We start from the raw sequence: 22,375 nt of genomic DNA on the forward strand, positions 1-22,375 counted from the left end.
ATCTTCGCTATCCGTAGTGAAAGTATTATATGGCGAAAAGTGCTGAAAATTCAGTATTTCCACGTATTTTTCTTTTACAAAATGGATAAACATAGAAAAGATTGCGCTTATAGTGAAGTTTGGACTCCGGTTCTGAAAAGATAAAAACTAATTTATATTTTCTTGCTGCTCTTTGTGAATTATTAAGAAAAGCATAAGATAATAGTGTAAAGACATAGAGCCTATAACCTATGTGAGTGTATCATGTGGTTATAGGCTCCTTTATTAAATAATTAAATTGTTCCAGCAAAACATAACCCTATAATTCGGTTTCTAAATTGGGTACTTCTGTTACCCAAGATTACAAACACACGTAACTGCCTGATTATATTACTCTGAAACCCTTGATTTTACTAGTTATTTTCGCTCAATCAGACAAACCGTCTCCACGTGATGTCCTTGTGGAAACATATCTACTGGCTGTATCTCCATAGTTTTATATCCTAGGTTATCTAGCACTGCTAAATCTCTAGCTAAAGTAGCTGGATCGCAAGATACGTATACTATTCTTTTGGGTTTAATCTCAGCTAAAGCTTTTAATAAGGATTCTTCGCAGCCCTTTCTTGGTGGGTCAACTACAACTACATCAGCTTTTATCCCTCGCTTTATTAGTGTTGGAATTTCTTCTTCTGATTTTCCAACAATGAATTCAGCATTAGTTACCCCATTTGCCCTAGCATTCTCTTTGGCATTTTCAATAGCTTGTGGAATTATCTCCACTCCATAAACAACTTTTGCTTTTTTTGATAGAAATAGTGAAATTGTTCCTGTGCCACAATAAGCATCAAATACTGTTTCTTCTCCTGTTAAGTTCGCATATTCTAAGGCCTTATTGTATAATACTTCTGTTTGCACAGGATTAACTTGGAAAAATGATAAAGGTGAAATGTTAAACTTAAATTCCCCTATGTAATCACTTATATGATCTTCTCCCCAAAGTGTTATGGAATTCTCCCCAAGGATTACATTGGTTTTGTTACTATTTACATTTTGAATTATAGAAACTATCCCTTGGATATTTTCCCTTATTGCTTTTATAAACTCATCTTTATATGGTAGTTCTTCACTGCGAGTTACTAAAACCACCATGACTTCCTTAGTCTTAAATCCTTTTCTCACCATTACGTGTCTCACTGTGCCACTATGAATACCTTCACTATATGGTGCTACATTAAACTTTTTCATCCATTGCTTTGTATACTCTATTACTTTATCACCTATTTCATCTTGTATATGACACTTTTCCATATTGATAATTTCATGAGATCTTGGTGCATAAAAACCTACTAAGATTTCTTCACCTGAAGCTCCCACTGGTAATTGAACTTTATTTCTATAATTATAGGGATTATCCATTCCTAAAGTGTTATGTATAGTTACATCTTCTAGCTTGCCAATCCTACCTATTACCTCTTTAACTCTTTCAGTTTTAAAGTTTAGCTGTTCATCATAAGAATAATGTTGAATGTTGCACCCTCCACATCTCTTGTAGGTACTACATATAGGTTCCACTCTTTTTTTTGAAGACTCAAGAACTTCTAATAATTTTCCTATGCCGTAGTTTTTATTAACCTTTATTAATTTTACTTTTACAGTTTCTCCCTTTAGTGCACCAGGAACAAAAACAGTATAGCCTTCTAATTTTCCTACTCCCTCTCCTTCATGCCCATAGCTTTCAATACTTAAAATATAATCTTTATTTTTTTCTATATTAACTGCGTTAATTGTCTTCTTACTTATTTCCTTGTTCATCTTTTCACCTTCTAAAATATTAATATATATATGTAATATTGGATAAATCATAGAAACGCACTTCAAGTCATCACTGTTAGCTCTATTAGTTCTAGATAATCTTTTAAAACATACATACTTTAGTATTTTACCAAATATATCACTACTTAACCACTAATTCCTTTCAAGGATGCCTATATTCTTCTTAATCACCATTTTAACTTCTTAAAAAGAAGAGGAAAGTTTAATTAATATGGATTTTAAAAATAAACATAATGTTTTTAACAATATTAATAGATTATAATAAAAATATCACTTTGCTTACCGGTATATTAGAAATGATTATACCCAACTTCAGCCTTCATCTAAAACTATGAAATAACAAAAATGCATACTACAAATGTAGTATGCAATATATCATATTATCCTATAACTTTACGCTTGCTAAAACTATTCTATAAATGTTTCACACTCTGTATTTGAGCTTGTTAATGCGCCAGGTCCTTGGATTTGAACAAAGTTTGCATTACAATCTCTATTGTTGTTATATCTGCATAATACTGCATCACATTTAATCTTTGGACTCATTTGTATTGATGTACTATTGAATAATTGTCTTACTTCTCCTGGAACGTTCATGTTTAACATATGAACTGCATTTCTTAAGCCTTTCTCTGCAAAAGTTCCACAGTTTGTATATTCACTAGTATGTGCACCAGCACCGTTCACATGAATAACGTTAGCAGAACATAATCCAGACATATTGTGTATACAGCTTTGTGCGCTGCAGGTTAATGGTCCATTAGTCATAATTTACACTTCCTTTCATACTTTTAAGGTTAGTGTATGGAATCATTGATTTTTTTATACTAGAATTAAACAAAAAAAGACACCCCCTAGGGTGCCAATAATAAAATCAGTTGCCATATGTTATCTTTTTAATTTTTGTCCACTTGTTCCAATATTATACATAAATATCATGAATAACTCAAGTGTTTTATTCCAATTTTATACAAAAATTAATTAATAGCTTATATTTGCTTTTCCACTATACACAATTCCACGCTTAGGGTCCATTGTTATAAAGCATCCTGACTTAATTATTGAAGATGCTCCTGCCGCATTATAAATAATTGGAATGTCTTTTGCTGCACATTCTATTACTACACTTGAGCTCATTTCATCTTCTTCTACAATGATTCCTGAAATCTTATCAAGAACATCTATGAACTCTCTTCCTAATCTTTTAACTACTATAATTTCCCCATCATCCAGGTTATTTATAGCATCCTTTACATCGGTAACATTTAAAGCTGTTCCATAAGCTGATACATCACTAGTTCCCTTTCCTTGAAGAAGTATATCTCCAATAATGTGAACCTTCATCATGTTGGTACTTCCTACATAATTCACTGGAATGCCAGCAGCTATAACAACTAAGTCACCCTTTTTTACATACCCTGCTGCTAAAGATATTTCGGCTGATTTTTGAATCAACTCATCTGTAGCTTCTGTTCTAGGTGTAAGTATTGGATATACTCCCCAGTTTAAAGCAAGGCTTCTTGCAACCTTTTCATATGGAGTACAAGCTATAATGTTACACTCAGGTCTATATTTAGAAACCTGTCTTGCTGTTTGACCGCTTTGAGTTGCAGTAATTATAGCTGAAGCCTTAAGATCCATAGCAGTATTACAAGTTGCAAGGCTTATAGCGTTTGGAACGTTCGGTATATGAGATTTTCTTTTCTTTTTTAAATTAGCTTCATAGTTAATATATTGCTCTGCAGTAATTGCAATTTGAGCCATTGTACTAACTACTTCAACGGGATATTTACCATTTGCAGTTTCTCCACTAAGCATTATAGCATCAGTACCGTCAAATATAGCATTAGCAACGTCAGATGCTTCAGCTCTTGTTGGCCTTGGATTTCTTATCATTGAGTCTAACATTTGAGTTGCAGTAATTACTGGCTTTCCTGATTCGTTACATTTTTCAATAATTATTTTTTGTACCACTGGCACTTCTTCTGGAGGTATTTCAACCCCTAGGTCTCCCCTTGCCACCATTATTCCATCAGAGTATTTTATGATTTCATCAATGTTATTTACACCCTGTCTATTCTCAATTTTCGAGAAAATTTGAATATCCTTTCCACCATTTCTAGTTAGGATCTTTCTTATATCAAGCACATCTGATGCTTTTCTTATAAAGGATGCAGCAACAATATCTACTTCACTTTCTATACCAAATTTTAAATCTGCAATATCCTTGTCGGTAAGGGATGGAAGGTTTATTGCTACTCCTGGTACATTAACACCTTTATGATTTCCTATTACTCCAGTGTTTTTAACAAGGGTATGTATTTTATTTCCTTCTATACTTTCAACCTCTAAAGCTACTAATCCATCGTTAATTAAAATTATATCCTTTGGCTCTACATCTTCATGAAGATTATTATAAGTTACAGAACACTTAGTTTCATCGCCAATAACTTGTTCGCCACATATTATAGTAAATGTTGTACCTTCTTTAAGTTCAACAGTACCACCCTCAAAGTTCCCAGTTCTTATCTCAGGTCCCTTTGTATCTAAAATAATGGCAATATGTTTATTTAATTCTTTTCTTGTTTCTTTAACCATATCTATTCTTTTTTTATGTTCTTCGTGGCTACCATGAGAAAAGTTTAATCTTGCAGCATTCATCCCATTTTCCATGAGTTTCTTTACAATTTCCTTATCATCGGTAGTGGGTCCAATTGTACATATTATTTTCGTTTTTTTCATATTTTTCCTCCATATGTTTGCTAAATTTATTGATATTATATAAAAACTAACTTCATATCATCATGAAATTCCTGTTAAAATTCTCTTAATTAATAATGGCTAATCTAATTATTTATTATTCCCTAAAAACATTTTTAATTTGATAGGGCTCTTGATATTTCATATAGTTTTTCATTAAATACCTTCTCTAAACTTAATGCCTCTGTTATATCCATATCTATAATTTCGCCATTCTTCATTCCTACTACTCTTGCAGATTTTCCTTCTAGTAGTACTTCTACAGCTTTAGCTCCTAAACGAGATGCAAGAATTCTATCGAAAGCACTTGGAATACCACCTCTTTGAATATAACCAAGCACTGTTGCTCTAGATTCAATCCCTGTAACTTCTTCAATTTTTTTAACTAACTTATGAGCTCCTCCAACACCTTCAGATAGAATTATTATATTATGAAGTTTACCTCTTCCTTTTCCTTCAAATATACTTCTACATATATCTTCAAAACTAAATTCTCTTTCTGGTACTACAACATTTTCTGCTCCACCTGCTATTCCCGCAAATAGTGCAATGTCTCCGCAGTTTCTGCCCATAACTTCAATAACACTAACTCTTTCATGTGAACTTGATGTATCTCTTATTTTGTTGATTGCATCTAAGGCTGTGTTAAGGGCTGTATCAAAGCCTACAGTATAATCAGTATAAGCTAAATCATTATCTATAGTTCCTGGAATTCCAACCGTTGGCACCCCAAGTTCAGAAAGTAACTTAGCTCCTCTAAAGGAACCATCTCCTCCTATAACTACTACCGCATCTATTTTTAACACTTTTATTACATTTAAAGCTCTTTCTCTTCCTTGGGGAGTTTTAAATTCTTCACTACGTGCAGTTCTAAGTATTGTTCCACCTCTATGTATTATATCCGATACAGAGCTTCTATCCATTTCCACAACTTCACCATTAATTAGTCCATTATATCCCCTATGAACTCCTAGAACTCTAAGTCCCTTATCATTTCCCATTCTTACCACCGCTCTTATTGCCGCATTCATTGCTGGTGAGTCCCCACCACTTGTTAAAACCGCTATTGTCTTCATTTTAATGCCCCCTTAAAAATTGGTAATATATATCAATTTTAATCTTTACTTGTAATAATATCAATGGATTTACCTAATATTTAAATAGCTTTTAACATACTTTTTTATGTAATGGTTTGCAGTGGCTACATAGCCATTTATAGAATTTCCTTATGGTTATATATTAATTCAATTACTCCAAATTATTTGTAAAATCCTCTATGTTCACAAAATATAATATTAGAGATTTGACTTATATTTTTAAGAATTACCTTTCAATATTCACAGCAATATAAAAACACTATGAAGTTTTTAACTTCATAGTGTTTTCTGATTTGTAGCTTACTTTGTATAATTTCATAAGCCTTATAAAAGCTTATTTTTATTATTTAACAAACTTACATAACCTTTACATTGTTCTCTCCAAACATTTCTTTTAAAAGAGAAATTGTATCATAATCATTATTTAACCATGCCTGTCTGTCTAATAGATATCTCTTTCTATCATCAGCAGTGCAAAGATAAACTGGAGTGGTTCCTAGATTATTTTTGTATGTTATTTTTATTTCCTTCATTGTAGGATTAATCATAGTTTTATCTTTTACTAAGATAAATATCTTTTCATTACTTACATTTACAAGTGGGGAAATTTCTTCGGATAGTATCTTAGTTTGCTCTTCTTCCCTTACACTAACTCTACCACTTATTACCACCATTTCATCTTCTTCAATGAAATTTTTGTAGGCATCATAAGTCTTAGGGAACACAATAACTTCTATGGAACCAAACAAATCTTCTAGGGTTATGAATGCCATCATGGCATTATTCTTCGTAATCTTTCTCGTTACAGAGGTTATAAGTCCACCAACAATGACTTTAGCTCCATCCTTAACTTTAACGCTATTGTCAGCTAATGCAACGCCTTCTTCTAACATATCACTTTGAAGAAGCTCTGAAATCTTATGGCTAGTTAACATCTTGAGAGATTTTTCATAATCATCTAATGGATGACCTGATAAATATATTCCTGTCATTTCTTTTTCCATGGCTAAAATATATTTTTTATTAAATTCCTCAATGCTTGGATATTGAATTTCAAGATTATTTTGTTCTGTAACTAAATCCTGAAATAAATTAATTTGCCCTACTACATTTCTCTTTCTTTCATTATTTATGCTATCTAAGATTTTTTCAAATACAGCAATAAGTCTTGAACGATAAATTCCTAGGGAATCAAAGGCACCTGCTTTAATTAAGCTTTCAACTGCTCTTTTATTCACATTAGAAGTATCTATTTTATTACAGAAATCATTGAAATTACTAAACTTCCCCTTTTCCTCTCTATCTTTAACAATAGAATGAATTACATTTACACCTACATTTTTTATTGCAGAAAGTCCAAATCTAATGGTACTTCCTTTAACAGTAAATCTAGAGTTACTTTCATTGATATCTGGTGGTAATACTTCTATGCCAAGTTGTTCAGCAAACCTTATATAGTAAGAAACCTTTTCATTACTACCCATGATACTATTTAGCATTGCTGCAATATATTCTGATGGATAATAATACATTAAATAAGCTGTTTGATAGCCTACAACTGCGTAGGCTGCTGCGTGACTCTTATTAAAAGCATAACTTGCGAAGTCCATCATCTGGTCAAATATCTTGTTTGCAGCTTCTTCACTTATTCCGTTTCTCAAACAACCTGGAACTTCTACATTGCCATTTTCATCAACTATTCCATGTATAAAGTTACGTCTTTCTTCTTCCATAACCTTGTGCTTTTTCTTAGACATTGCACGTCTAACTAGGTCTGAACGTCCTAGGGAGTATCCACCTAACTCCCTTACAATTTCCATAACCTGTTCTTGGTAAACCATTACCCCATAAGACACACCTAGTATTGGTTCAAGTTCTGGTGTAACATATTGAACCTTATCAATATTATTCTTACTTTCTATATATCTTGGAATTTCCGCCATTGGACCTGGCCTGTAAAGACTTATTCCTGCTATTATATCCTCTAGATTGTCTGGTTTTAATTCCTTCATGAAAGAAGTCATCCCATCAGATTCTAATTGGAATACTCCAACAGTTTTTCCTTCCCCAATCATTTTATAGACCTTTTCATCATCAAAGTCTATTTTATCAAGGTCTATTTCTATTCCTCTGTTTTCCTTGATATTTATTAAGGTATCTTGCATAACTGTTAATGTTCGCAGACCTAGGAAATCCATTTTTAGAAGCCCAAGTTCTTCTAAGGTTCCCATGGTAAATTGAGTAACAATCATTTCTTCATTTTTCTGAAGAGGAACATATTCCACCAAGGGTTGTGACGCTATAACCACCCCTGCGGCATGAGTTGAGCTGTGACGAGGTAACCCCTCTAAGTCTCTAGCAACATCAATTAATTCTTTTACTCTTTCATCATCATCGTAAGCTACTTTTAATTCTGGATTCATATCTAAAGCTTTATCAATGGTAATTCCTAGTACCGTTGGAATCATCTTTGCTATTCTATCAACTTCTGAATATGGGTAATTCATAGCTCTTCCCACATCCCTTATACATGCTCTTGCTGCCATGGTTCCAAAGGTTATTATTTGTGATACATTGTTTACCCCATATTTATCAACAACATAATCAATTATTTCTTGTCTTCTTTCATAGCAAAAATCTGAATCTATGTCAGGCATACTTACTCTCTCGGGATTTAAAAATCTTTCAAAGATTAAGCTATATTTTATTGGATCTATTTTTGTTATTCCCAAAGTAAATGCTACTAAGGACCCAGCGGCTGAGCCTCTTCCTGGTCCAGTTGGTATTCCATTATCATTTGCAAACTTTATAAAATCCCAAACAATTAAAAAGTAATCTATATATCCCATTTGCTTTATGATGTTAAGTTCAAATTCCAACCTATCACAAAGTTCTTTAACTTCATGATTCACACTACAGAGTTCCTTAATTCTATCTAAATCTAACTTTTTTCCTCTTAGTTCTTGAAAAAAATCATATCTTTCAAAAAGTCCCATGTAGCAGGTTTCTTTAAGATACTCATAAGGATCTGCCCCCTCAGGTAGTGGAAATTTAGGTAGCTTTGATACATGAAACTCATAATCAAAATTACACTTTTCAGCAACCTTCACTGTATTTTCTAGAGCTTCTGGAACATAAGAAAAGATTTTTTCCATCTCTTCAGGTGATTTTAAGTAAAACTCATCAGAAGGATATCTCATTCTTTTTTCATCTTCCATGGTCTTCCCTGTTTGAATACATAATAGTATTTCATGAGAGTGACTATCCTTTTTATTTATGTAATGAATATCATTTGTACAGATAAGAGGTATATCACATTCTTTAGCAAGTTCAATTATAAGTTCATTGACAGTTAACTGCTCCGTCATCCCATGGTATTGTAGTTCTAAATAAAACTCATCTTTGAATATTTCCTTATACATTAGAGCAATTCTTTTAGCCTTTTCCTTATTACCTCTTAAAAGATTGGATTGAACTTCCCCACCAAGACAAGCACTTGTAGCTATAATTCCTTCACTGTGCGCTCTTAAAAATTCATGATCCACCCTAGGTTTATAGTAAAAACCTTCAATTGAAGCGGTAGACACAATCTTCATCAAATTTTCATAGCCAGTATTGTCTTTAACTAATAAAACTAAGTGATGGGTTTCATTATCTAAATCAGGTTCCTTAATATACATGGACTTTGCCGCTACATATATTTCACAACCTATAATAGGCTTAATTCCAGCATCTACACAGGCTCTATAAAAATCCACAGCTCCGTACATAGTCCCATGGTCAGTAATTGCAATACTCTTCATTCCAAGTTCTTTTGTTCTTTCAACAAGCTTAGATATTTTACCTGATCCGTCCAAAAGACTATATTCTGTGTGAACGTGCAGGTGAACAAAATTCCCTTGATTCTCTTTTTCCTCTTTAGTCGTATCCATTTTTTAGTATCACCTCCTATTTTACTAACTCTCCTTTAACAATTAATCTTTTATCGCCATCCCATGTACAGGTTACTAGCGTAATTGTTGGAGTAGGTGTTGGACTTAGCACCTGAATATCTTCGGGATTCACAACTTGTTGTCCAGTTACTTTATATACATAAGTATTGTTATAAGTTGTTACTTTCACTTCATCTCCAAGTTCTAATTTATTTATTTTCAAGAAAAACTCTCCAGTGGTAAAGTTTCTGTGTCCTACTAGTGCACAGTTTCCCACCTGTCCTGGATGCGCAGTTTCTACAAAGTGACCTACTGCATGACTAATTATATCATCACTTGTTCCTTCTGCCACTGCAACTTTTAATCCAATTTTGGGAATTTCTAAAAGTGCAATAGCATCTACCTTCACTTCTGACACTTCCACATCCTCTGGTTCTTTTATTTCCCCATTTTCTATTTTCTTTAGTACATTGTTAAAATCCTTAAATAAACTCTCCTGTGCTATTGCTGTTTCTCTCTTATAATAAATGCCGTAGCTAATAGCTCCTAAGCCAACTAATATTAATACGATACTAATAGCCCTAACTATATTGTTTCTCATGTAGTCCCCACCCCCATGCTTATATAATACCATAATGAAAATCAAAAAAGGAGTGTGAAAAACCACACTCCTTTAGAAATCAATAACTATTTTTACTAAGAAATTTCATTATAAACTAAGCAGCATTTTCCTCTTTCTTTCTTGAAGCAACAAACATTGCAACTCCTAATATAGAGACTAAGAAACCTAAAGTCATAACTTGAGTTGTTCCTACAGATGCACCAGCTTGAGGAATAGTTCCTGGAGCCACTGTATCTACAGTTGTGTCCTCTCCCTTAACAAGTAAATCTTGTCTCTCAAAAGAAACTGATTTGACCTTTTTAAGTTCAGTAACCATAGCATCTCTCATAACAATGTTCGTGTCAACTAAGTTTTTAGCTCCTGTGAAGTTGTATCCATCTCCATTTGTAGCCATGAAGTCGTTAGTAACTACTGTGTAGTACTTATCAGCTTCAATCTTAGTTCCATCCATTAATCTGATAGAGGATATTTTTTCACCTACTGGTTTAGTTTCATCATAGAACACTTTGATTCCATAGTATTGAATCCAACCTACACCATTATCAGGGTTTATACCATGCTCTAAATTTTTCTTAAGATCAGCACCAGTAAGCTCCATTGTAACTAATGTGTTATCAAATGGGAATACTGTGTACATATCACCCATAGTTAGATCACCTTTTTCAAGTGGTGCTCTAATTCCACCACCATTAGTTAATCCAATTTGTACTCCTGTAATATCCATCATCAATTTAGCGTTAAATTGTCCAAGTGTTGTAACTCCAAGAGTTTTATCATGATCTAAATCTTTTTCTAGTACTGTAACAACTTCATCAAGTATAGGGCTTAACTGTTTGCTATATTTATCATAGATAGCTTTAACAGCTGGATCTTCTGGTAACTCTTTAACATTTGCAGTTAAATCTTCTAATGAAGATTTAGCATATACTTTACCTTCATAGAAAGTTAAAGATATTTGTGCTATAGCTCTACCATTGTAATATCCTTGTACAACTGGTATTCCGTTAACTGTACCATTTACACTTTGATGTGAGTGTGCAGTGATTATTGCATCAACACCTTTTACAGCCTTAGCAAAATCAGCACCTTCCCCTGTAATTACTTTTGTAGTCTTATCTTGGAAAGTTCCTAAGTGAGATAAAACTACTACTGCATCAACTTTTTCAGTATTTCTTAAATAAGCTGCCCATTCATTAGCTGCAGCTACTGGGTCTCTGAATTCAATGTTTTTAACGTTAGCAGCTAATGTTTTAAATGCAGTTTCTGGTGTCGCAATACCAATTAAACCGATTTTCTTTCCTGCCTCAGTAATAACCTTATATGGCTTAGCAAATTCTACTGGTTTTCCAGTAGTTTTGTCGTAAACATTTGAAGCTAAGAAGTCGAAGCCGCCATCTTTAGCCCATTTCTCTATTTTATTTATTCCCCAGTCAAACTCATGGTTTCCAAGAGCAGATGCTTCAACCTTTATTTCTTTAAGCATTTCAGTAATAACACTTCCATAAGTTAAGTTGGACATAGCACTACCTTGGTAGTTGTCCCCTGCTGATAAAACAGCATAGCCATTATTTTCATTTTCTAAAGCTAGATATTTCTTTATTGCAGCAGCAAATTTTGCCATTCCTGGATTTTTACTACTTGATTTACTATCCACTGTTCCATGGAAATCGTTAAAACTTATTAAGTTAACATTTTTTCCTAATGCTTTAATAAGATCGAATTCAGTTAAGCTTCTAACATTTGGAGTTCTTCCATCTGCAGATGTTGGAATAGTTATTTTTCCTTCATTTACAAGCTTAGCAGCCATAGCTTTCTTATCAGTATCTATGCTAGTTCCTGTTATCTTCCAGTTGTTGTCAAGTTCTGGCTTAATAACTCCACCCTTAACATCTTGAATATATAATCCTACTAAATCCCTTACTGCTGCAACTGGATCTGAAGTTGAATCATATACAATTTGAACACCTTCGCCCTTATATAATCCAGTATCCTTATTTAATAACTGAGTATCAGCTCTATAGTTATTTACAGTTAAGTAAATCTCGTCTGTATCCCTAACTGCAGTTCCATCATTATAAGTTAATTTTTCAATTCTTTGACCTGGCTCTTTAGATATGTTAACTTCATATTTAACTCCACCAAACATATCATAGTTGTACATTCTTATTTTTTCATTAAAGGAAACTGTTAAATCACCTGTTTTAAAAGTGTTATAATAACCTGCTGACCATTCCATATATTTCTTTAATTGAGCTCCGTTAATTTTTAAAGTTTTTAATGTATTATCATATTTATAAACTTTAACTGTGTCTGATTTTTTTATTTCTCCTGGTACAATATTTGCATTTCCTTCAAATATTCCTGCACCTGATACATGATGTACTCCTGAAGGTATTTTTCCACTTTTCTCAGCATAATACACTTGGGTGTTTAATATTAAATCTATAACTGCTGAATCTTCTAATTGAGCTTGAGTTATTCCATTAAATTCTTGTTTGGGAGCAAGCTCTCCACCTTCTAATTTACCAATAACTTGTGCACCATCTACTAATGCTCTATCATGGTAAGGTTTAAATTTAGTAACTAAATCTGTGTCTTCTGCAAGTGGCTTCATATCATTCAATTTTGAAGTTGCACTTGTAACTTCATATTTACCACCATTGTTAGTAACTTTTAAATCGATTACAGAAGCAAGTTCACCATTTTTTGACGGCTCTGTAATTAACACTCCATTATGAATATTTCCCTCTATTTTAGAGTGAGCATGTCCAGCTATTATCACTGATAGTTCTGGGCACTTTGCTGCTACTTCCTTAGCACTATCTCCCATTCCATATTCAGCATCTTCACCCATATGAAGTGAAGCTATGAATACATCAGCCTTATTTTCAGCTTTTAATCCATCTATTACTTTTCTTGTCTCTTCAGCTGGGTTAGTTACATCATATGCCTCAAGTTTTGGCCCATCCCATTTAGTTATATGAGGTGTTACCATACCTATGATTGCAATTCTTACTCCATCTCTTTCAACTATTTTGTAAGGTTCTCCAAGTGGCTTTCCAGTAGTTTTATCAAATACATTTCCACATAATGCTGTAGTATTTGTTAATCCATCTAAAACTTTTTTTAGAGCTGGAACTCCATAATTGAACTCATGGTTTCCTAATGTGTACGTATCATATCCTATTTCATTCATTCCTAAAATCATTGGATGAATTTCATCCTCTAGGAATAACATTGATGAATTGTCTTGAATTGTATCACCATTGTCAACGATGATAAGATTTGGATTGCTTTTCTTTAGTTCTTTTGCTAAAGTTGCAACCTTTGTTTGCCCGCCTGCACTAACAGTATTCGATGCATATTCATATGCCATAAATCTGCCATGCAAATCTGATGTAGCAAGAATCTGAATAGTTTTCTCACCGGTTGCTGCAAATGCGGTTCTTAAACTTACTGGAGATATTAACTGAATAATCATAGCAAATACTACAATAAGCGCAGCATATCTCTTAGGCTTTAAGAATTTAAACATATATTTCCCCCCAATATTATTTTTTTACAAAATTTCAAATCTTCGAAATCTTGTAGACAATACAAATTATACCACTATCTTCCTGAAACTTAAACTTTAAAACACTGCATAGTAGCAAGGTTTTCACTAGATTTTTCCGTCATATTTCGCTGACTTTTTTGTTATTTAAATAACATAGTTAATATAATTCATGGTTTTTTTTTTAGGTTTAAAATAAATAAAAACCTTTAGAAAATTACTTCTCTAAAGGTTTATTTTGTAACATAATGAGGTTTTATTTGTTTTCTTGTCGTAATTTTTATTGTAGTTTTTTAAGAATTATAATCCACTACTTTTGATGCCTCTAGCATAGGTCTCAAATGTGCTAATACTTCGTTTACATGATAAGGATGAACTTGATATGCATCCATATCCGCAAGGGAATCAAATCTTGTAATTAGAACTACGTCAAAGGAACGTTCTGTATGTAGTTCATCTACCCCAACCTCTATTTCTTTAAGCTCAGGGATATTTCCCTCCATTGCCTTTAGTATGTTTTCTACCTTTTTAATATTTTCACTAGTAGATTCTTTTAACTTAAATAATACAATATGAGTAAACATCTTATTCCTCCCTTTTATCTCTTTAGTACTTTTGCAGAAAGTAGTGCCTTTGCAATAAGTTCCTTATTTATATTATACATTGATACTTCTACCTTTGAATAATATCTTCCTCTATCTATTACCTCAGAGTAAATATCAATTACCCTGCCCATTTGCACTGGTTTCATAAAAGTTGAAGTAAAGCTATCAATTGCTACATTAGTATTACTATTTTGTCTAAGTATAATAGTTCCCATAGTTGATAATAGCATATTGAGAGCACTCCAAGATGCTGTTCCTATGGAATCTAACATTTCTGGAATGATTTCTCCCCAAAAATGCATAGTATCCTTATTAGATTCAAACTCAAAGTTTTTAAGTATCAAGTCTTCCATGGTTTCTCCTACATGAGGCTGTCTGAATACTAATTGCATAGCCTTCATAACATCTTCCCTAGAAACTATCCCTACTAGTTTCTTTTTTATCACAACTGGACAAAGCTTTATCCCTTCCCAAGCCATAATATGAGCAGCATAGGCTACTGTAGTTGTAGGCATTACAACAATAGGTTCCTTCACCATTATTTTTGTAATAAGTTCATCCTCTTTATTATCTCTAATATCCTTTATGGTTACTATTCCCACTACTTTTTGTTCTTCATCTATTACTGGATATCTTTCATGCTTTGTACTATATACTAATTCTTTTAATTTTTTTACAGTATCAGAGGTGGTCAAATACTCTGGATTACTTTCCATTATATCTTCTACTAATATAATATCTTTCTTAACGTTATTTTCAAAAATCGCCTTATTTATTAAGCTGGCTACGGTAAAGGTATCATATGTGCATGAAATTACTGGTAGTTCAATTTCATTTGCTAGTTTTTCTATATCTTCACTACAACCAAAGCCTCCTGTAATTAATACAGAGCATCCATTTTCAAGAGCAAGTCTTTGAGCTTCCTCCCTATTTCCTACAATTAAAAGTGCGCCTGGATAAATGTACTTTGTGATGGTTTCAACCTCCATAGCACCTATAACAAACTTTTCTAGAGTTTTGTGTACTCCGTTCTTTCCCCCTAAAAGAGTTCCATCTACTATGTTAACAACCTCTTCAAAAGTAAGTTTATCTATATTTCTTTTCTCTAGTTTCTCTACTCTTACAGTTCCAACTCTTGGAATTGTGTTTACAATGCCTATAGATTCAGATTCTTTAATGGCTCTATAAGCTGTTCCCTCACTAACTCCTAAGTCATTACTTACTCCTCTAACAGATATTTTTGTTCCAATGTCTAGTGAAAGTATATATTTTATAATATCCTCGTGCTTTGACATACTCCTACCTACCTTCTTTTCGTAGCTCCTCTGCAATTTTCTCTATTCTTCTTAATCTGTGATTTATTCCTGATTTTCCCACTGGTGGTTCAAGCATTGCTCCTAATTCCTTTAATGATTCATCAGGAAACTCTAATCGTAGTTCTGCCACTTCTCTTAAATTCTTATGAAGTCTATCTAATCCAATCTCATTTTGAATTAATTTAATACTCTCCACCTGACGAACTGCTGCATTTACTGTCTTACTTAAATTAGCAGTTTCACAATTTACTAATCTATTTACATTGTTTCTCATTTCCTTCATGATTCTTATATTTTCTAGTTCAAGAAGAGAACTATGTGCACCAATAATATTTAATAAATCAACAATTTGTTCTCCTTCTTTTATATATATAACGAAGGTGTTTTTCCTACTAATTACCTTAGAGGAAAGTCCATAGGTGTTTATTAGTCCACTAAGCTCATATGCATAATCAGAATTATGAGTTACAAATTCAAGATGGTAGGTTTTTTCAGGATTACTTATACTTCCTCCACCTAAAAATGCTCCTCTTATATATGCTCGTTTACTTTCTTCTTCATCCACTATATATGATGGTATTCCATAATTAATTGTAAACAAATCTTCTTTTTCTAGTATTCCCACTTCTTCTAAATGTCCTCTTACATTTGCTTCTTCAGGTATAATAACCATATATACATTATTCTTTTTTAAGGAATTGCTTCTCTTAACTAAAATTCTTGCGTGAATATTAAAATATTCTTTTAGTATTTTAAAAATTAATCTAGCAATGGCAGGATTCTCTGTTATCACCTTAAAGGTAATGGATTTATTAGAGCCAAGACCTAAAGTACCACTGGCCTTCATAATTGCGGATAACTCTGCTATTGCCTCTTTTTTTGATAAATTAGTGTATCTACAAACTTCATTCTTAACCTTTAGTGAAAATGACATTTCTTTTACTCCCTATTCTTTTTAGCTTCCTTTAACTTTTGTGATAAATAGAAGAACTCTAAAATTCTTTTTTCATCATAAAATAACTTCTTCCTCATCACAGTTTCAATTAATATTTCTGCTAGTTTATTTTCATCGTGTCTTACGTATCCATTTTTTATTTTAACAATATTGCTTTTTATATATTCAATATTTAAATCGTCAGTTTTATCATCCTCAAGAACTACAGCACTTGCTCCTTCTTCTAAATATCTTTCCGTTAATTCTTCACTAATAGACTGTGAATTTACTATAGCATAATCTATTATGGGTGCTCCACAATGGTTATGTATAGCCCTAATATGATCTTGAACTGAATATCCATCACTTTCACCTTGTTGTGTCATGATATTGGATACATAAATTTTTATAGCATCAGTTTTATTCAACGTCTCACTAATATCTCTCACTAACAAATTAGGTATTATACTAGTGTAAAGACTCCCAGGTCCCAAAATCACTGCATCCGCTTCTAAGATTGCATCAATAGCTTCTTTTATAGGCTTTGCATCCTTAGGTTCTATAAAAACCTCTTCAATTGGTGAATTTCTCTTAACTGATTCCTTGGGTATCACTGATTCCCCTCTTACTAAAGAACCGTTTTGAAGCTTTGCAAATAATTGAAGATTCTCTAGGGTTACAGGTAAAACTCTACCTGTAACCGCCAGCACTGAGCAAGTTTTTTTTATAGCTTCTAAGAAGTTATCTGATATTCCATCCATAGCAGCTAGAAACAAATTACCAAAGCTTTGATTTTCTAGTCTGCCATCCTTAAACCTATATCGAAATAATTCTTCCATAATAGGTTCTGTATCTGCAAGGGCTATTATACAGTTTCGGATATCTCCTGGTGGAAGTATTCCAAGATCTTGTCTTAATATTCCTGAGCCACCACCATCATCTGCAACTGTAACAATAGCTGTAATATTACTTGTAAACTTTTTAAGACCGCTTAGCATATTAGAAAGTCCTGTACCTCCACCAATTACTACAACCTTTGGTCCTCTAACCAAAATTTTTTTGTCGTAGATTAACTCTCCTAAGCTCCTCTTATTTAATGATAAATTAAGCACATCAAGATTAATAAGAGAAAACATTCTTTCTGTATAGTTGCTTAAGCCATAGTATACAGCGAAACATCCAATAAAAATAATTACAATCCAAAATAAAATATATTCCATGCCGAAATAAAATTTATTTATCATTTCCATTACAGCATAAACTATAAGGATAATTCCAAAAACTGCTTTGGCCAGCCAACGCTTAATTCCAATTCCTGGTCTGAGCCAGTATTTAAGCTTCATATCTTCCCTGCTCCCCGATTTACATCTTCATTAATGTCTCTATGGTCAATAGTTACATTATGGCCATTATGCCCAAGTAATTCATAAACCTTATTAGCAATGGCTACTGAACGATGTCTTCCTCCAGTACAACCTATAGAAATAATTAATTGTCTTTTTCCTTCAATTTTATAACTAGGTATTAGGAATAGTAACATATCGATTAGCTTATCTAAAAAATCCTTAGTTTCTGTTTTTGTAAGCACGTAATCCTTTACTGGTTTTTCCATCCCCGAAAAAGGCTTAAGTTCTGGTATATAGTAAGGATTAGGTAAGAATCTAACGTCGAAAACCAAATCCGAGTCCAAAGGTATACCATATTTAAACCCAAAGGAAACTACATTTATAAGAAGTTGAGTTTCAATTTGACCTTGTTCTCCAAAGTAGTTTACAATCTCTTCATTTAACTCCTTATTTGAAAGTTTCGTGGTATTTATTATTTTATTAGCCTTTTCTCTAATAGCCTTTAGTTTTTTTCTTTCTATGCTAATTCCATTTATAACTCTTCCCTCTGGTGCTAACGGGTGCTTTCTTCTAGTTTCCTTATATCTCTTCACAAGCACTTCATCTGTAGCTTCTAAAAACAATACCTCATATACATATCCTTCTTCATTTAGACGAGTTAAACTTCCAAACAAGTCATCAAAGAATCTTCTTCCTCTTATATCAACTACAATTGCTATTTTATCTATCTTACCTTCAGTTTGAAAACATGCTTCTGCAAACTTAGGTATTAATGTAGGAGGTAGATTATCTACACAAAAATATCCCAAATCCTCTAAACTTCTTATAGCTTGAGTCTTTCCGGCTCCAGACATTCCTGTAACTATTACAAATCTCATGGTATACACCCCTTTACAAACTTATATTTTCACTATTTATATTGAGGATTAAAGAGTTTTTCTTAAAATAACTCAAATGAATTCTTTATATTTTAAATAATAGGAAAGTTACTTTTTATAAGTACGGGAAAAAAATCCATTAACTTTCTTAAATATAAATATATTATAAAATATCTTTTATATACTAAACATTATAACATATAATATGCTTATCTTATAGAAGGGATATTTTCATCTTAAACACTAAATGTTATAACTAATAACCTCTAGAAAACAAGGAAAGTGGCATGAAAACTATATATTGTTATATTTTTATATTCTTCTACTTTCCTAGATATAATCTTAAACTGCGTTATAACAATGTTCACTAATGACTTATTCAGGAAAAAAAGTTGTAGTTTATATAGAATAAAAATACACACCATAATAGTGTGTATTTTGTAAAGATTCAAACATTTCATTATATAAAATAACTACTTTAAGGACCATAACTAGAAAAGTATAGTTAGATAGTAGCTAAAATCTCTTTTAATGCTTTGATAAACTTATGATTTTGTATTTCTGTACCTATAGTTACTCTCATCCATCCAGGCATACCAAGTAGATGTCCTGGTCTTATTATAATACCTGCTCTAAGCAATCTATCAAAAACTACTTTATCATCAACTAAGGTGTTTAACATAATGAAGTTAGCATTGGTTTTAGCATATGGTAAACCCATTTTATCAAGTTCATCATATAAGTACTCTCTTCCAGCTACATTAGTGTCATAAACTAACTTTAAAAATTCTTCATCTTCTAAAGCTGCTAAGGCTGCCTTCTGTGCAAATAAATTCACATCAAAAGGTCCTATGATTCTATTGAAATATTCTCCTAATTCTTTATGAACAATTCCATATCCACATCTTAAGGATGCTAATCCATAAGCCTTTGAAAACGTTCTCAAAACAACCATGTTTGGATACTTTGGAAGAAGTTCTAAGGAATCTGGAAAGTCTTTATCAGTAACATATTCAATATAAGCTTCATCCATTATTATAACAACATTTGGTGGAATTTTACCTAATACCTTATCTAGTTCTTGTTTAGTAAAAATAGTTCCTGTTGGATTATTAGGATTACAAAACCATATGATTTTTGTTTTAGGAGTAATTGCATCCACCATTGCTTCTAAATCTAACCCATTATTCTTCATTGGAATTGATATTACTTTTCCACCCATTAATTTTACTGAAGCTTCATATCTTGGAAAAGAAATTTCAGCCACGATACTTTCATCTCCAGCATTAATAAAGGTATTGCAAATAACTCTTATAAGAGAATCTGAACCTGTGCCGCAAAATACTTGATTTGGCTCTACCCCTAATTTCTTGCCTATAGCTTCTTTAAGCTCATAATTAGATGCATCTGGATACATATGAGCCTCACTGATAATATTATTAAGTGCCTCCTTTACCTTTGGTGAAGATCCTAATGGATTTTCATTGGATGCAAGCTTAATAACCTCCTCAAGACCTAGTTCTCTCTTAACCTCATCAATAGGCTTACCAGCCTTATATACCCCAAGGTCAAGAATTTCTGCTCTAATAGCATATCCCATTTCATTTGCCCCCCTATTTAATTTATCTATAATTACAGTGTGAAAAGTTTAAAGATTATGAATTTTCTTTAGAAAGTTTATCTAAGTTAATCATAATATATTTGTAATTAACTTAGATAATTATGCTTTATACTTATAATCCCACTTTAAACTAAACAATGTAATTTCTAAATTACAAAACCCCGAAATAAATTTCCCCTTGGTTTTATAATTAGCTATCTTCCCCAATGATTCTAACTTCAGTGTGTAAATCTACCCCAAAGGCTTCATGAACCTTAGATTGTACCAATGCAATTAGTTCTAAAATGTCCTTTGCACTAGCTCCGCCTTTATTTATTATAAATCCAGAATGTTTTTCAGATACTTCGGCATCTCCCACATGAACTCCTTTAAGTCCAGCATCCTGGATTAACTTCCCAGCAAAATAACCTTCTGGTCTTTTGAAGGTACTTCCTGCTGAAGCATATTCTAGTGGTTGCCTTTCACATCTTCTTTCGGTAAGTTGATCAATTCTAGCTTTAATTTTTTCTTGCTCCCCAATAGCAAGTTCTAATGTTGCTTGAAGTACTGTATATCCATATTTTAAAATAGCACTAGTTCTATATGAAAGTTCTAATTCTTCCTTAGAAAGATTTCTTATTTCTCCATGGTTATCTATTACTAGTGCACTATGAATTGCTCTTGACATTTCCCCATCATAGGCGCCAGCATTCATTGTTGTAGCTCCTCCAATGCTTCCTGGTATTCCACAAGCAAATTCAAAGCCTGTGAGACTTGCATTTAATGCAGCTGTAGAAACATCACTGAGCTTAGCACCGCTCTCAGCCATAACTTTGTTACCTTCTACTACAACTTTATTTAACTTCGAAAACTTTATAACAACACCTCTTATGCCTCCATCTTTAACTAAAAGATTGGAACCATTTCCTAATATAAAGTAATTAATATTATCCTTATTACAAAGTGAAATAACATTCCTTACCATCTCATAATTTGTTGGATATACCATAACATCTACTGGTCCACCAACTTTAAAAGAAGTATGATTTTTCATTGGCTCATCTAATGCAACATTTTCCAATCCTACAATTTCTTTCAACTTGTTAATAAAACTAATTTCTAAACTCATCATATACCTCTTCTTTTTAATTATTATATATTTAGTATAAATTACTTTCTATTCCCTTATCAAGAATTATTATATATTTTTCCCTTTTTCTCTTAAATGATTAATAAACTTATGTTCATCACTGTTCATTATTAACTCTTCTGGTATGTTTAAATCTTTAATGAGAGCAAGTGCATCATCAAATTCTCCAATTTGAAAACAAGTATGTGCATCACTTCCAAAAATTACTTTCACACCATAGTCTCTACACAATCTTGCAATTTCGTAGCAAGTATCCTCGCAACCTCTTCTTGCACCTTTAAAAGAGCTATTGTTTATTTCAATAATAATATCTTTTTCTTTAGCTTTTTTTACAAAGGCCACATGATCCATGGGAAAGCTTGGATTCCCCGAATGACCAATTATCATTACATTTGGATTATCCATAACCTTTAAATAAGCATTAGTATGTTCCTCTGAAGTTCCTGGTTCTATACAAACATCATGAAGGCTTGCAATTATATAATCTAAACTATTTTGGATTCTTTCTGGGATATCGATACTTCCATCAAAGTCAATGATGTTTGCCTCACAGCCTCTTAATATTTTTATTCCAAATAATTCCCTTGGAATTACTTTTATGTTTCCAAAATAAAAAATATGTGGTCCTCCTGGCATTTTAGGTCCATGATCTGAAACTCCTAGAACTTTAATTCCTTTATTAGCTGCTTCTTTAGCATTCTCTAATAGAGTTGTATAAGCATGACCACTGGCTATAGTATGAGTATGAACATCTATAACATTATTCATCC

15 protein-coding genes are annotated in these 22,375 nt (G+C 32.5%); all 15 read right to left on the reverse strand.

From position 1 onward, the window contains the following. Window positions 1–396 precede the first annotated feature (396 nt). The 15 genes from rlmD to RR409_RS05415 all read right to left on the reverse strand — a co-directional run bounded on the left by rlmD (window position 397) and on the right by RR409_RS05415 (window position 22,373). Entirely contained in the window at window positions 397–1,791 is a 1,395-nt protein-coding gene (gene rlmD / locus RR409_RS05345) for a 23S rRNA (uracil(1939)-C(5))-methyltransferase RlmD (RefSeq protein ID WP_332556695.1), read from the reverse strand. Window positions 1,792–2,220: 429 nt separating this feature from the next. Continuing rightward, window positions 2,221–2,580 (reverse strand): DUF1540 domain-containing protein, encoded by a 360-nt coding sequence (locus RR409_RS05350; protein ID WP_332556696.1) that lies wholly within the window; start codon window positions 2,578–2,580, stop codon window positions 2,221–2,223. 213 nt (window positions 2,581–2,793) lie between these two features. Further along, window positions 2,794–4,554 carry a pyruvate kinase gene (gene pyk / locus RR409_RS05355; protein ID WP_332556697.1) on the reverse strand — a complete coding sequence of 587 codons (1,761 nt, stop codon included), beginning with the start codon at window positions 4,552–4,554 and terminating at the stop codon, window positions 2,794–2,796. 134 nt (window positions 4,555–4,688) lie between these two features. Next, entirely contained in the window at window positions 4,689–5,648 is a 960-nt protein-coding gene (gene pfkA / locus RR409_RS05360) for a 6-phosphofructokinase (protein WP_332556698.1), read from the reverse strand. A 377-nt stretch (window positions 5,649–6,025) separates the two neighbouring features. Next, window positions 6,026–9,601 (reverse strand): DNA polymerase III subunit alpha, encoded by a 3,576-nt coding sequence (locus tag RR409_RS05365; RefSeq protein WP_332556699.1) that lies wholly within the window; start codon window positions 9,599–9,601, stop codon window positions 6,026–6,028. 16 nt (window positions 9,602–9,617) lie between these two features. Continuing rightward, window positions 9,618–10,202, reverse strand: a complete 585-nt coding sequence (locus RR409_RS05370) for a class D sortase (protein WP_332556700.1) — start codon at window positions 10,200–10,202, stop codon at window positions 9,618–9,620. Window positions 10,203–10,317: 115 nt separating this feature from the next. Continuing rightward, window positions 10,318–13,758, reverse strand: coding sequence for a 5'-nucleotidase C-terminal domain-containing protein (locus RR409_RS05375; RefSeq protein WP_332556701.1), 3,441 nt, complete (start codon window positions 13,756–13,758; stop codon window positions 10,318–10,320). A gap of 311 nt (window positions 13,759–14,069) precedes the next feature. After that, window positions 14,070–14,360 carry a Dabb family protein gene (locus RR409_RS05380; RefSeq protein WP_332556702.1) on the reverse strand — a complete coding sequence of 97 codons (291 nt, stop codon included), beginning with the start codon at window positions 14,358–14,360 and terminating at the stop codon, window positions 14,070–14,072. A gap of 14 nt (window positions 14,361–14,374) precedes the next feature. After that, entirely contained in the window at window positions 14,375–15,676 is a 1,302-nt protein-coding gene (locus tag RR409_RS05385; RefSeq protein ID WP_332556703.1) for a DRTGG domain-containing protein, read from the reverse strand. A gap of 4 nt (window positions 15,677–15,680) precedes the next feature. Continuing rightward, on the reverse strand, window positions 15,681–16,631 hold the full coding sequence (whiA, locus tag RR409_RS05390) for a DNA-binding protein WhiA (RefSeq protein ID WP_332556704.1): 951 nt from the start codon (window positions 16,629–16,631) through the stop codon (window positions 15,681–15,683). 5 nt (window positions 16,632–16,636) lie between these two features. Continuing rightward, window positions 16,637–17,974 carry a gluconeogenesis factor YvcK family protein gene (locus RR409_RS05395; RefSeq protein ID WP_332556705.1) on the reverse strand — a complete coding sequence of 446 codons (1,338 nt, stop codon included), beginning with the start codon at window positions 17,972–17,974 and terminating at the stop codon, window positions 16,637–16,639. Further along, a complete protein-coding gene (rapZ, locus tag RR409_RS05400; RefSeq protein WP_332556706.1) occupies window positions 17,971–18,855 on the reverse strand; it encodes an RNase adapter RapZ in 885 nt (294 codons plus the stop codon). The genes RR409_RS05395 and rapZ overlap by 4 nt, the downstream gene beginning before the upstream one ends. Window positions 18,856–19,360: 505 nt before the next feature. Next, entirely contained in the window at window positions 19,361–20,455 is a 1,095-nt protein-coding gene (gene hisC, locus RR409_RS05405) for a histidinol-phosphate transaminase (RefSeq protein WP_332556707.1), read from the reverse strand. Window positions 20,456–20,666: 211 nt separating this feature from the next. Then, window positions 20,667–21,584 carry a UDP-N-acetylmuramate dehydrogenase gene (gene murB, locus RR409_RS05410; RefSeq protein ID WP_332556708.1) on the reverse strand — a complete coding sequence of 306 codons (918 nt, stop codon included), beginning with the start codon at window positions 21,582–21,584 and terminating at the stop codon, window positions 20,667–20,669. A 69-nt stretch (window positions 21,585–21,653) separates the two neighbouring features. Next, the gene (locus RR409_RS05415) at window positions 21,654–22,373 is read right to left on the reverse strand and encodes a phosphatase (protein WP_332556709.1); all 720 of its coding nucleotides are present in this window, start codon (window positions 22,371–22,373) and stop codon (window positions 21,654–21,656) included. Between the last annotated feature and the right edge of the window lie 2 nt (window positions 22,374–22,375).

Source organism: Clostridium sp. (assembly GCF_036642255.1).
GTDB lineage: Bacteria > Bacillota > Clostridia > Clostridiales > Clostridiaceae > Clostridium_J.